This window comes from Brevibacillus sp. BC25, from assembly GCF_000282075.1.
Taxonomy (GTDB): Bacteria; Bacillota; Bacilli; order Brevibacillales; family Brevibacillaceae; genus Brevibacillus.
Genome location: NZ_AKIX01000102.1, coordinates 1 through 12,869, shown reverse-complemented (window position 1 = coordinate 12,869; position 12,869 = coordinate 1). Strand labels below are relative to the sequence as shown.

General features: G+C 47.7%; 14 protein-coding genes and 2 riboswitches. Of the genes, 3 read left to right on the top strand and 11 right to left on the bottom strand.

Features of this window, described 5'->3' with window-relative positions:
* Positions 1-79 precede the first annotated feature (79 nt).
* The 5 genes from PMI05_RS23320 to nrdI all read right to left on the bottom strand — a co-directional run bounded on the left by PMI05_RS23320 (position 80) and on the right by nrdI (position 6,741).
* Positions 80-577 (bottom strand): acyl-CoA thioesterase, encoded by a 498-nt coding sequence (locus tag PMI05_RS23320; RefSeq protein ID WP_039961255.1) that lies wholly within the window; start codon positions 575-577, stop codon positions 80-82.
* Between the two features lie 14 nt (positions 578-591).
* Complete coding sequence (gene metE / locus PMI05_RS23315; protein ID WP_007727187.1) at positions 592-2,874, bottom strand: 5-methyltetrahydropteroyltriglutamate--homocysteine S-methyltransferase; 2,283 nt, start codon at positions 2,872-2,874, stop codon at positions 592-594.
* 144 nt (positions 2,875-3,018) lie between these two features.
* Positions 3,019-3,218, bottom strand: a riboswitch (cobalamin riboswitch).
* A gap of 86 nt (positions 3,219-3,304) precedes the next feature.
* A complete protein-coding gene (gene nrdF / locus PMI05_RS23310; RefSeq protein WP_007727185.1) occupies positions 3,305-4,255 on the bottom strand; it encodes a class 1b ribonucleoside-diphosphate reductase subunit beta in 951 nt (316 codons plus the stop codon).
* Positions 4,256-4,310: 55 nt separating this feature from the next.
* Positions 4,311-6,395: a class 1b ribonucleoside-diphosphate reductase subunit alpha gene (gene nrdE / locus PMI05_RS23305; protein WP_007727182.1), complete on the bottom strand. Its 2,085-nt coding sequence runs from the start codon at positions 6,393-6,395 to the stop codon at positions 4,311-4,313.
* Complete coding sequence (nrdI, locus tag PMI05_RS23300) at positions 6,382-6,741, bottom strand: class Ib ribonucleoside-diphosphate reductase assembly flavoprotein NrdI (RefSeq protein ID WP_039961253.1); 360 nt, start codon at positions 6,739-6,741, stop codon at positions 6,382-6,384. Before nrdI ends, nrdE begins: the two co-directional genes overlap by 14 nt.
* Before the next feature lie 160 nt (positions 6,742-6,901).
* A riboswitch (cobalamin riboswitch) is annotated at positions 6,902-7,102 on the bottom strand.
* Between the two features lie 170 nt (positions 7,103-7,272).
* Here nrdI and PMI05_RS23295 point away from each other — a divergent pair.
* A complete protein-coding gene (locus PMI05_RS23295; RefSeq protein WP_007727177.1) occupies positions 7,273-8,094 on the top strand; it encodes an alpha/beta hydrolase in 822 nt (273 codons plus the stop codon).
* A 31-nt stretch (positions 8,095-8,125) separates the two neighbouring features.
* Here PMI05_RS23295 and PMI05_RS23290 read toward each other — a convergent pair whose 3' ends face one another.
* The 4 genes from PMI05_RS23290 to tlp form a co-directional block, all read right to left on the bottom strand.
* Positions 8,126-8,638 carry an ACT domain-containing protein gene (locus tag PMI05_RS23290; protein WP_007727174.1) on the bottom strand — a complete coding sequence of 171 codons (513 nt, stop codon included), beginning with the start codon at positions 8,636-8,638 and terminating at the stop codon, positions 8,126-8,128.
* 39 nt (positions 8,639-8,677) lie between these two features.
* Positions 8,678-9,007: a hypothetical protein gene (locus tag PMI05_RS23285; protein WP_007727172.1), complete on the bottom strand. Its 330-nt coding sequence runs from the start codon at positions 9,005-9,007 to the stop codon at positions 8,678-8,680.
* Between the two features lie 21 nt (positions 9,008-9,028).
* On the bottom strand, positions 9,029-10,141 hold the full coding sequence (gene mnmA, locus PMI05_RS23280) for a tRNA 2-thiouridine(34) synthase MnmA (protein ID WP_007727169.1): 1,113 nt from the start codon (positions 10,139-10,141) through the stop codon (positions 9,029-9,031).
* Positions 10,142-10,280: 139 nt separating this feature from the next.
* Entirely contained in the window at positions 10,281-10,499 is a 219-nt protein-coding gene (gene tlp / locus PMI05_RS23275; RefSeq protein WP_007727168.1) for a small acid-soluble spore protein Tlp, read from the bottom strand.
* A 124-nt stretch (positions 10,500-10,623) separates the two neighbouring features.
* Here tlp and PMI05_RS23270 point away from each other — a divergent pair, with 124 nt between their 5' ends.
* The gene (locus tag PMI05_RS23270; protein WP_007727165.1) at positions 10,624-10,839 is read left to right on the top strand and encodes a hypothetical protein; all 216 of its coding nucleotides are present in this window, start codon (positions 10,624-10,626) and stop codon (positions 10,837-10,839) included.
* Between the two features lie 3 nt (positions 10,840-10,842).
* Here PMI05_RS23270 and PMI05_RS23265 read toward each other — a convergent pair whose 3' ends face one another.
* Positions 10,843-11,193: a DUF952 domain-containing protein gene (locus PMI05_RS23265; RefSeq protein WP_007727162.1), complete on the bottom strand. Its 351-nt coding sequence runs from the start codon at positions 11,191-11,193 to the stop codon at positions 10,843-10,845.
* Between the two features lie 19 nt (positions 11,194-11,212).
* The gene (locus PMI05_RS23260; protein ID WP_007727153.1) at positions 11,213-11,458 is read right to left on the bottom strand and encodes a hypothetical protein; all 246 of its coding nucleotides are present in this window, start codon (positions 11,456-11,458) and stop codon (positions 11,213-11,215) included.
* 164 nt (positions 11,459-11,622) lie between these two features.
* Between PMI05_RS23260 and PMI05_RS23255 the strand changes: the two genes are divergently transcribed.
* Positions 11,623-12,630, top strand: a complete 1,008-nt coding sequence (locus PMI05_RS23255) for a glycerophosphodiester phosphodiesterase family protein (protein WP_007727152.1) — start codon at positions 11,623-11,625, stop codon at positions 12,628-12,630.
* Positions 12,631-12,869: the final 239 nt, after the last annotated feature.

Sequence of the window (12,869 nt, the reverse complement as noted above, 5' to 3'; positions counted from 1 at the left end):
TTCATCGGTTAAACCTAGGGGTTTTTCCAATGTCTATTCTAAGGGGTGCACTTCAATTTAGGACGAGGGGTTTTGCTCCTTACAACTCTGCTTTCCGCCTTTTTCGTAATGCATGTCGTTCCTTTGCTTTTTCATACTGATTGCGTTCTTCCTCTGTGGTGGGAATGACATTCGGGACAAGCGTCGGCTTTCCTTGATCGTCGAGGGCAATCATCGTCAGATACGCACGTGCTGTCATGCGCTTTTCCCCGGTCAACAAGTTCTCCGCTTCCACTCTCACGAATACTTCCATCGATGTCTTATGAGTCCAGGTGACATAAGCCTCCAGGTTGATCGCTTCTCCTGTCTTGATTGGCGCGAGAAAATCGAAGGAATCGCTGGACGCAGTGACAACAGGTTTACGGCAATGGCGCATGGCTGCGATGCAGGCGATCTTGTCTACATATGCCATGACTTTCCCACCGAAAATGGTGTGGTGGTGATTGGTATCCGGTGGAAAGACGAGATCAGTCAAAAAGGTTCTCGATTGGTGGATCGGTCGTGCGTCTGTCATCATTTGTGGTGTGGCTCCTCTCATCGTGTGCACCTTCCCTACTGGGCTGTCAAACGACTCCGAATCGCCTTCGTTGCCGCAACCATGTTTCGTAATGACTGAACGGTTTCTTCTCTCCCTCTTGTCTTCAGCCCGCAATCCGGGTTAATCCAAAATTGATCTGGTGGAAGCGCTTGTACACCTCGTGCTACCATATCTTCCATTTCTGAGACAGCTGGAATTCGTGGGCTATGGATGTCGTATACGCCGAGCCCGATGCCTTTGTCATACGTACCTGTTTCGAACACAGACACGAGCTCTCCATGGCTGCGGGAAGTTTCAATCGAAATCACATCGGCATCGAGTTCGCTGATGACATCCATGAAATCATGGAATTCGCAATAGCACATATGTGTATGAATCTGGGTGCTCGGCGCAACGGTGGAAGTCGCTAAACGAAACGCTCTGACAGCCCACTCGAGATAAGCTGCTTGCTCTTCTTTTTTGAGCGGAAGTCCTTCGCGCAGCGCTGGTTCATCCACTTGAATCATGAGAATCCCCGCCTCTTCCAATGCTTCTACTTCTTTTCTCAATGCCAAAGCGATTTGTTCGCACACTTCTTGTCTGGAGATATCGACTCGAGCAAACGACCAATTCAGAATGGTTGCTGGGCCAGTTAACATACCCTTCATTGGCTTGGCGGTCAATGATTTTGCATACATACTTTCTTTGACCGTCATCGGTGCTACAAACTCCACATCTCCGTAAATAATAGGTGGCTTGACGCAGCGCGAGCCATATGACTGCACCCAACCGTTTTTCGTGAACAAAAAGCCATCGAGCTTTTCGCCAAAATACTCTACCATATCTGTTCGTTCGAACTCACCATGGACGAGGACATCCAGACCGAGCTCTTCTTGTATTTCGATCCATTCCTTGATTTGTGCCTGAATGAAAACATCATATTGCTCCACTGTCCAGTTCCCTTTTTTAAACTGCTGTCGGGCTTGGCGAACCTCCGCCGTCTGCGGGAAGCTTCCGATTGTTGTAGTTGGCAACAGTGGCAGCTTCCACGTATTTTGTTGAATCTCTCGACGTTCGAGATAAGGAACACTTCGTTCAAGTTTTGCAGCAGCTATTTGACGTAAAGCATTCTGCACTTCTCGACGATTCCTCGCTGGAGATAATGCCAGCTTCAGCAAGTCCGCTTCATTTTGGGCGATCTCTTTCGAAATGACATACTTACCATATCGGAATCCTTGGACTAAGAGCTGTACTTCTCCCAGTTTTTCGTCGGCAAACGCCAATACAGGCATGACTTCCACTGGCAAGTCGCTCTCTGCTTCAACCGTTACAGGTACGTGCAACAAACTACTGGACGGCTGCAGCCACAGCTTTTCGAGCGGAACGATCTCGGAAATTTCTTTGATCAGCTCCCACTTCTCCTCAATGGACGCACGCCATATGTTTCGACCGTCGATGATTCCCGCTCCGAGAATCTTGTCTGCTGGAAACCCGTGTTTTTTCAGATTGGTCAGATTGCGCATCGCTCCGTGTACAAAATCAAGACCAATTCCTTTTACCGGTAAGGAAATCAGCTCCTCGTACCAATCCACCGCTTCAAAATAGGTTTGCAGCATGCACTGTAGATGTGGTAGTGCTTGACCGATTTGCGCATAGATACGTTTGATGATGGCGCGATCATGCTCCGATACATCCAGTGCAAATGCAGGCTCATCGATTTGCACCCATTCCACGCCGTGCAGCTCCAACTCGCGGAGAACGTCTATGTAAAGCGGAACGAGTTGATCCACGACGATTTCAAATTCGTTTTTCTCATACCCTTTGGACAATTTGACAAACGTATACGGGCCTACAATGACGGGCTTTCCGATGATGCCAAACTTTTCTTTAGCCTCCAAGTATGCCTGGAGAGGCTTGTTCTCGGTTATGGCTGGTTGTCGTTCACCAAACTCCGGGACGATATAATGGTAGTTCGTGTTAAACCATTTCGTCATTTCGCTGGCGACAGCTTCCTTCGAACCACGAGCCATGGCAAAGTATGTGGCTAATGAAACCGGGCCTCTCTCGTATTCATAACGCATGGGGACCATCCCAAACATCACAGCCATATCCAGCATGTGATCGTAGTGCGTAAAGTCACCCACAGGGATCAGCTCGACCCCTTTTTCCTGCTGACGCAACAGGTTTTGGTGACGGATTTGCTCCATTTGCTGTACCAGGCTTGCCTCATCGATAGTGCCTGCCCAAAATGCTTCCAATGCCTTTTTCCACTCGCGGTTCTTCCCGATCCGTGGATATCCCAAATTGCTGCTTTTCATGAGCTTCCTCTCCATTCTTTATTCGATCTTGACTTGAATCCGCCCAATAAAAAAGGCATCTCCAACGATCAAAAAGAACGTTAGAAATGCCAAATAAGCACTGAGATCACAGCATCCTAACACCTCCCTATCTCCCGTAGGTTAAGCAGTGTCGTCGAAACAGGCAGGTCTCCTGACTTTGGGATCATCATCTGCACATGCCTTCCCAATCCGTTTGGATCAGTGGCTGATAAATGTGCCGACTCCCCTCATACAGTGGCGGGACCGTGTCGGATTCTCACCGACTTCCCTTTTCATCCTTGGTCGATCTTGATCACCAAAGAACCTGTTCCCACTCCTATGAAATTATCGTGGTTCTGTGAAGTGCCCCAGTTAACTAGCAGGGCAGCATACTGTTCATACAGTAACACATATTCCATTTTTTGTCATACTAAAATGTAAAATCATCATCGGTCAACGGCTCTACGTTTAGCGTGCGGACATAACCATTTCCTTTTTTCGAGAAGAAGTCATGCTGCTTCGTCTGCGTGCGAATGCCGTTCAGTACGATCGGGTTCACTTCTTCCTCCGGGAATAGCGGGTCCAGTCCCAGATTCATCAAAGCCTTGTTCGCATTGTAGCGCACGTACACATGAACTTCGTCAGCCAATCCGATTTCCGTATACAACGAAGTCGTATAAGCCTCCTCATTTTCTTGCAGCTCATGCAAAAGAGCATACAGCTCCTCTTTTGCTGCGGTCTGCTCGACCACACTCAGACCTTGATATACTTCTTGCGCGAGAACGCCGACATAGAGTCCGTGGATGCTCTCGTCGCGAACAATCAGATCGATAATTTCCCCGCTGCTTGTCATCTTGCCTTGCCCCGCCAAATAGAGCGGATAGAAGAATCCGCTGTAAAACAGATAGCTTTCCAGGAAGACGGACGCTACCATCGCCATGTACAAGTCTTTTGGTTTCTCAATTTCTTGATAGCGTTTCGAGATGAGGGCCGCTTTCTTTTGCAGATGTGGATTGTTTTCTACCCACGAAAAAATACCGTCAATCTCTTCAGTCGATGCCAGCGTTGTAAAAATACTGCTGTACGATTTGGCATGGATTTGCTCCATCATGCCCATGAAGGCGAGAACCGCTTTTCTTTGCAGTCCATCGACATGCTCCATGATCTTCGGCATTCCTACTCCACCCTGAACCGTATCCAGCAAGGTGAGACCGCCCAATACTTTTTTATACGTATCCCGTTCAGTCGCACTGAGCTCCATCCAGGCCATCTTGTCATCTGACAGCGGAATCTCATCATCCGTCCAGAACTGCATGATGTTTTGATTCCAAAACGTCATCGTAAAATCGTCGTCCGGCCTGTTCCAATTGACTGCTTTCATATGGCGTTCCTCTTCTCTATTTGCTTGATGCTTTTCCTTTTATAAATCGAGTTCACTAAACAGCGCAGCTAATGCACTCTTCTACAGTCAAATGTTTCGTACGCGTATAATAGAGTGACTTCAGACCTTTTTTCGCTGCGTAAATGTAATAGCGAGCCAGTTCTCTGGTTGAAATATTGCTGTTTACGTGCAGCACAGTCGAAATTCCTTGGTCGATGTGCTCTTGAATTTCGGCAATCAGATCAATCACTTTGAATTGATCGATCACATACGCGGATTTGTAGTAAAAATAGTTTTCCTGCGACAAGTACGGCATCGGGTAATACGTCGTCGAGTTGGCATATGTTCTCGTTTCGATATGCTCAACGATTGGCATCACGCTAGAAGTCGCATTCTGAATGTAGGAAATGCTCTGTGTCGGTGCAATCGCCAAACGGTACGCATGGTAAACGCCATGCTTTTGCACCTTTTGCTGTAGGTCCGCCCAATCCTCTGGCGTCGGAATGTGCATTCCTTCAAAGAGAAGCTTTGCTTTTTCCGTCCGCGGGCTGTAATCGTTCGTCAAGTACTTGTTAAAATAAGTGCCTTTTGCATATTCCGATTGTTCAAAGCCCAAGAAGGTCTTGCCTGTTTCCTTGGCAATTTCCATGCTTTTTTCCAAGGAGTAGAAGTTCATCATCATGAAAAACGTACGAGCGAAATCCTTCGCTTCTTCACTCTCGTAAGCGATTCTGTTCTTTGCCAGATAGCCGTTCAGGTTCATCGCACCGAGCCCTACGGAGTGCAGCTCACGGTTTGCCTTTTGAACGCCTGGAGCGTTTTCTACACGCGTCATGTCACTCACGGCTGTAATGGCTTCGATTCCTTCGTGGACGGATTCACGGATCATTTTGCGCTCCATCACGTTGACGATATTGAGCGATGCCAGATTGCAGCTAATGTCTCGACGGATGATATCCATCTCTCCGTAATTACTAATCGTCGAAGTCTCCTGCAACTGGAAGATTTCCGTGCACAGGTTGGACATTTTCACTGAACCAAGATCTTTCAGCGCATGGTTGTTGTTCGCATTCGTTTTGTTCATGATGTAAGGATAGCCCGATTCCATTTGAATCATCGCGATTTTGGTCAACATCTCGCGTGCGCTCATGACGGTCTTTTTCTTGATGCGATCGTTTGCCAAGAGCTCCTCGTACATATCATCGAGGTCCATATCATCCAGATGCACGCCGTATTCTTTGTACACGGAGTACGGAGCAAACACAGTCAATGGCTTGTTTTCCTCAGCTAGCTTGTAGAAAACGTTTGGTACGATCAGGCCGATGGACAACGTTTTGATGCGTGCTTTTTCATCCGCATTGATCTTTTTGCAATCGAGAAACTCGTTGATATCCCAGCCGAAGATGTTGTAGTACGCTGCTCCTGAGCCTTTGCGTTGCCCCATTTGATCCGCGTAGGAAAACGCATCTTCCAACAGCTTGAGAACGGGCATAACACCTTTTGCTGCGCCCTCGACGCCTTTGATCGGCTCTCCTCGTCCGCGAAGCTTGGACAGGTTCACAGCTACACCGCCGCCAATTTTGGATAGCTGCATACAAGTTCCCAAAATAAAGTTGATGGAGTTCAGTGCATCATCCATTTCGAGCAAGAAGCAGGAGACCATTTCTCCACGGCGGCTTTTGCCTGCATTCAGGAAGGTTGGGGTCGCCGGCTGCAAGCGTTGATCCATCATAGAGACAGTTAAACGCTTGGCTAGCTCAAAGTCACCTTGTCCAAGGGACAGTGCCACTACGGCCACCCGGTCTGGATACTGCTCCAAGTACATCGATTTATCGTTCGTTTTCAAGGCGTAATCTTTATAAAATTTGGAGATAGCCATGTACGAAGCAAATTGAAAATCAGCGTCATAGGCCAAACGGAAAACTTCATCGACCTGCTCAACAGTGTATGTTTCATAGACGTTTTCATAGAAGTCATTCTCGATCAAATAGTCCATGCGTTCTTTGACACTGCCAAAAGTCATCGTGTTGGACTGCACTTCTTCCATGAAGACCGCAACCGCTTCCCGATCCTTTTCCAGTTGATAAAATCCGTCGTTGCCACGCTGCATCAGTTCGTTGTTCAATTCAATATGCCGCAATTGCTGCCACCCCACTCGTAAATTGTTCCACGTCACGGCCGGTACCGGACAGTTCAAATTTAGAAATCACCGGAACGCCATATAGGCTCGCGATCGTATCCGCGCTTTTAGCAAAGCTGGTTCCCCAGTTGCGGTTGCCGCTGGCGGATACTCCGCGCAGATTGACATGATTTCGCTTCAGGAACGTCGCCACCTTCTCCGGCACTTGTCCGAATCCCGTCGTGTATGTTATCAAAATGAACGGCTCGTCCAGCACCATTTCTTGATTAATTTCCACATGTGGCAAATTAATTTTGTTGACGAATCTTCGGACGTTTCCTGTTTTTGAATCAAAAGCGATTAGCATGTCCCTCATCCTATCCTGCTATTTTTACTCTGTATGTATGTTATTTAGCCAAAGTAAAAGCGCATCCGACGTTTACATGCCGAATGCGCGTGATGACTTCCATCTAGCAATTCGCAAATGCGAATTGAGCGCTCGAACACTTCCCTATCTCCCGTAGGTTAAACAGTGCAAGCGGTTAGGCAGGTCTCCTGGCTTTTGGATCATCGCTCCATTTGCACCTTCCCGATCGGTCATGATCAGTGGCATTCTTTCGCAAATGGAACTCTCTCATTACAGTGGCGGGACCGCGTCGGATTCTCACCGACTTCCCTATTAAGTCTACCAAATCTGGCTGGTAAACACCTTACCGCATCAATATGTAGTTGGTAAAACTTACTTTACCTCAATATATCGTAGGAGTCAAGCTCAGTATGGGCTCTTTTCGAAAACTAACTATTCTCCTTTTTCGGCTATTGCCAATCTCTGGTTCTCGTTCATATAATAGATTTTGTGCGTGTTGGTTAGCCTTGGAGAGATTGGAGAGTAGCCCTCATGAAAAGCACCGACTATCAACCTGTCGTCATTCCTCGTTCTTTCAGTAAAATCATGACTTATCAAGAGCGGGACTATCATATTTTCGTAAGTATACCTGCCGATCCCCCTCCGGAATCAGGCTTTCCCGTCATATATTTGCTAGATGGCAACTCTGTATTTGCAACTATGACCGAAGCGATACGGATACAGTCACGCGGTCCTGAACGAACTGGCGTGTATCCTGCTATCGTCGTCGGGATTGGGTATCCAACGGACGGTCCGTACCATCCTGCCCGTTTCTTTGATTACACGTATGAGGTTCCTGTCTCGGAGCTTCCTGGCAACCCAAAAGGAGCCGACTGGCCTCAGATGGGGGGAGCAGAACAGTTCCTGACCTTTTTGGAGGAGGAGCTCAAGCCTAGCATCGAAAAAGACTTCCCCGTCGATCGGACGCAGCAAGCGATTTTTGGACATTCGCTAGGTGGCTTGTTTGTCTTGCATGTACTTTTGTCGAGACCACACGCTTTTCAGCGGTATATAGCTGGCAGTCCCTCGATCCACTGGAATGAGAATGTGCTGCTTGCGAAGGAGAGTCAATTGCCGGGCCTGCTGACAGAGGAGCTCGACGTCCATGCGCTTCTCACCATCGGAGAGTTGGAAAACGATGGGCGATTCTTGGTCAAAGAAAAAGCCCTGGCGATGATCGAACGATTGTCCTCCATGGGCAAAGGTCAGATCAAGGCTTCCTTTAAAGAATTTGCTGACGAAAATCATTCGTCCGTCTTGCCAGCCTTAATTAACCAAGGACTCAAATTCGCTACGAAAAAAACTGCCCGCTAAAAACGGGCAGTTTTTGTTTATCATGACTCGTTTACTGTAGAGATAACACTTTGGTGATTTGGGGTAGCTCTTCGATGGCAGATACAATCGTCGGTGTAATCTCTTCATCAGTCACAGAGATAAGCAGGGCATTCTTCCCTTTTTGCTCGCGCGATACATTCAACTTGGAAACATTGATTTGATGTTCGGCCAGTTTTCGTGAGACATCATAAATCACGCCTGGATAATCGATATGGCGAACCAACAATCCATGTGCCCCCGGAGGTATGCGACACGCGCAGTAATTGATTTCACTGATGTACACTTCTCTCCAATCTTGCGCGAAGGTGTACTTGTTCGCTCCTACACGCAAAATCGCCAAATGATTCGCATATTCGCCGGAGCTGTTTTGGACAGAAACCTTCGTCCCGAGTCCTTCCACTAACAGCGTTGCGATTCCCTCTTTATTTTCATGAGCAAGAATACTTAATTGTGCACCCGCTAACTCAGGCTCGAGTCTTCGAATCAGTTCAGCCAGCTCACGCAGTCCAGCATATTGGGTCATGTGATGCCTTCACTCTCCCAGTCAGGTTTATCCTTGTTTTTACGGCAGAATCCATGCTTCCGGCTCTTTCTTGATGGAGGATTCGTTATCAGCACGATACCAAGCCGTCAACGTTTGCCCCTCTTTCGTATAGTAGATTCGGTAGATGGTATTGCCTTTTCCGCTGTTAGTAAAGGGACTTTCCTCCAGCGGAACCGCTGTCACTCCACCTGCGGTAACAACCCCACCGTTCTCCTTGATGACGTTTTGGATCGTCGCCATATGCTCTTTACCCAAGGAGGCCATCCCGAAATAAGAGATGATCGCCAAGAGAACCGCTCCCGCCAAAAACGAAACGATAATCACTTTTGATTTTTTCGTAGCATCCACCAAGTGCTTCCCCCGTCTATCTTAGTTCTCTTTGTCGACTAAGCGTACCTTGTCAATCGTACCGCCACCCAAGCATACTTCCCCATCGTAGAAGACGACAGCCTGACCAGGTGTCACTGCTTTTTGCGGCTGATCAAATACAACTTCTACGGTGCCATCCTCCAGCAGGTGAACGGTTACTCCCTGATCTGGCTGGCGATAACGGAATTTCGCTGTACAAGTAAACGTTTCAGAAGGCTTCTTATCACTCACCCAGCTCACGTTGGTCGCTAAGAGACTCTTCGAGTACAGACGGATATGATCAGAGCCTTCACCAACGATCAGGACATTCCGCTCCAAATCTTTGTCTACAACAAACCAAGGCTGTCCGCTCGTGCCATGACCTCCGCCTATTCCTAAGCCTTGTCGTTGACCCAATGTATAGTACATCAGTCCGTCGTGCGTACCGATGACTGCTCCATCTACGGTCTCGATATTTCCTGGTTTGGCAGGCAAATAGTTTTGCAGGAAGTCACGGAAGTTGCGCTCCCCAATAAAACAGATCCCTGTGCTGTCCTTCTTTTTCGCTGTATAGAGCCCTGCTTTCTCTGCGATCTCCCTTACTTGAGGTTTCGGGAGATTACCAATCGGGAACATTGTTTTGGATAGCTGTTCTTGGCCCAATACATTCAAGAAGTAAGTCTGGTCCTTGTTGTTGTCAGCACCACGAATCAGCTTGTACTCGCCGTCGATGTACTTGACCTGCGCGTAATGGCCGGTTGCAATATAATCCGCCCCTAGATCCATGACCTTGGCGAGAAGCTCACCGAACTTGATTTCACGGTTGCACATGACATCCGGATTCGGTGTACGTCCCCGTTTATATTCATCCAAAAAATACTGGAATACCTTGTCCATGTATTCTTTTTCAAAGTTTACCGTGTAATATGGAATGCCGATCTGTTCACAGACGCGCCGGACATCCTGGAAGTCTTCTTCCGCCGTGCAGTGGCCGAATTCATCGGTATCATCCCAGTTTTTCATGAAGATGCCGATGACGTCATATCCCTGTTGCTTAAGCAGGTAAGCCGTCACGGAGGAGTCGACTCCGCCGGACATGCCGACAACGACGCGTGTATCTTCTGGTCGCTTCATAAGTCTTTCTCCTCTTTTTCAATTTGTACCATTACAGATTACCATGTTTCGCAAAACAAATCATGTTTTGTTGCACTTTTGCCCGATAGAATGAAAAAACGCCTGACGCGTAGTTGGCGCCAGACGTTTGGTAGCAAGGTTAAGCCTGCGAAGATTCATCCTTGATTTCCGCGCGATATCCCTCGATGCTTTCTTCACGACGCTGATTTTTTGCTTCGAGGGTTGCTTTTTCCTCAGCAGAAATCTCCCCAGCATGAGCCGTCAGGTAATCTTCGGACTCACGAATGTTCTCTTCCGTATTGGAAATCATCTGTTGAAGCTTTTCTGCGTTGTCAGAACGGTCATCCGGCTTCGCCATAATCGATACGCCTCCTACAAAGGGTTATATTCAACACCTTTACCATTGTGCGCCAATCATGGTTTCTTTATGTACCCATGTTATAATAGAAGAAACGGATTAAACAATAAAGAGGGTTTCAACTATGGCTTCCTTAGATTTGTTGGAAAGAAAGCTGCTTCGGATCATATCTGATATAGATCCCGTCCGCCTGAAACGACAATGGGTGAAGGGGCAAAAGGTACCTGAATCCGAAGTGGAACAGCGCATGCGAATCGATCTTCTCTTGCGCAGACTCGACAAGTTACCTGAGGCCAAGCGTCAAGAAGTGCTTGCGCTACTCAAATGGTTTAACTGGTAGAGATTAGCGGATGGACGTTCCCAGACGCCACTGGCCGTCTATCCGATTCATTTGCTTCCTATCCACAATCGCGTCTTGATTCAGCGGTCCATAGATGTGCGGATACAACAATCCATCCTTCGCAGCCTCGTATTTGACTTCCGAAGTCGTTTTCGTTTCATCGACAACGAGTACATACAGCTCCTCATCAAACTGTGCGTAGACGCGGTTTGCTACCTTTTCAAGCAGCTCTTCCCCTTTTGTCGCGTGAATGAAGCCTTCCTGCTCGTAATCGCGCGGTAAGTAGTGATCCTTGTCCATCCACTTTTCCCAGTATGTTTTTGGTACCATGCAGTAAATGATAGAGTCTCGCATGTTTCTCCTCCGAATTCGATTATTTTTTTGGCATTGCTTTGTTCAGGTGACGCATAGCTTTATCATAGAACATCTGGTCCACTCGCCCCTGATCGTATCGCCATTGAATGAAGTTACGCAGAGAGTGCAAATCCACCCAGGCATCCTTCGCTTGCGGATTGTGCTCAGGTACCTCTCCCGTTATTTCACCCTCGTAGACAAGCTTCGCCATCTCAGTTGGGTGCATACCGATCTGATAAGCGATTTGGTGTAAAGCTATTTTCATGGAACCTCCCCTTGCTCTTCATGGGCTACATCTTATCTTCCGTCTATTGTGCCAGTCTTTTCGAATGATGCCAAGCCCCAAGCCCTACTCCCAAAGGATGTACCTTCCTCTCTTGCGTTTTGCTACAATGAACAGAGTATTTGAAGGAAGGGGCGGTACCCATCATGTCAATACAACGAGATCAACCACGAAAGAAATGGTTCCAGCGAAAACGTATCTGGATTCCCCTTCTTTTCATCGCTTTCCTGTTCCTGTGTAACAGCTCTTATCTTGCAAAAGAGCCAGAAGGCGAGCCTTTTTTGCTTGCTCATCGCGGGATGGCACAAACCTTTCATATGGAGAACATCAGCAATGAAACGTGTACGGCGGAGCGGATTTATCCACCTGAGCATCCGTACCTAGAAAATACGATTCCGTCCATGCAGGCGGCTTTTGATGCAGGCGCGGCCGTTGTCGAGCTCGATGTACAATGGACGAAAGACAATCGATTTGCCGTGTTTCATGACTGGACGCTCGACTGTCGGACAAATGGTACCGGAGTCACGAGAGATTATACCTTGGCCGAATTACAACAGCTTGACATTGGCTACCATTATACAGCGGACGAAGGGAAAACCTTCCCCTTCCGTGGAAAAGGGATTGGCATGATGCCCTCTCTCGATGATGTGCTACAAACATTCCCTGATCGCTCGCTGCTTATCCATATCAAAAGCAATGACCCACTCGAGGGGAAAGCGTTGGCGGATGTTTTGGCAAAATTGCCTGCAAAACGACTGGCACAGCTCTCTGTTTATGGCGGTGACAAGCCAATCGAGACATTGAAAGAGCAAGTGCCCCAGCTGCGTGTGATGTCTATGGCGACAATGAAAAGCTGCCTGATCCCGTACATCGCAACTGGTTGGTCCGGATATGTACCGGAAGCGTGTGCGCAAACCCAATTGCATATTCCTGATCAGATTGCCCCATGGCTCTGGGGTTGGCCGAATCGTTTCATGGCAAGAATGGAAGCAAAAGACACCCGCGTGATCCTAGTCGCAGGGAGTGGAGATGTGTCGCAAGGCTTTGATGTTCCGACTGATTTAAAAAGAGTGCCAGCAAGCTTTACAGGAGGAATATGGACGAACCGGATTGATCTGATCGGTCCAGCCTTTCACGAAAACGTAGAAAAATAATGAAACGATTCTCCAACATATTCGTATATACTTATACGGAATAGACTTCCAACCTAACTAGGAGTGATTGATATGCTCAAGAAGCTTTTGAAAAATTTACTCGGTAATCACTCATCTTCGCACAAGCACCGGAAATACAGCAGCAGCGATTACAAGCATCGCAGAAAATACAGCTCTAGCAACCGGTACGGACATTCCCATTACGGCAGCTCTCATTATAAAAGAAAGCGCTCCAGCCT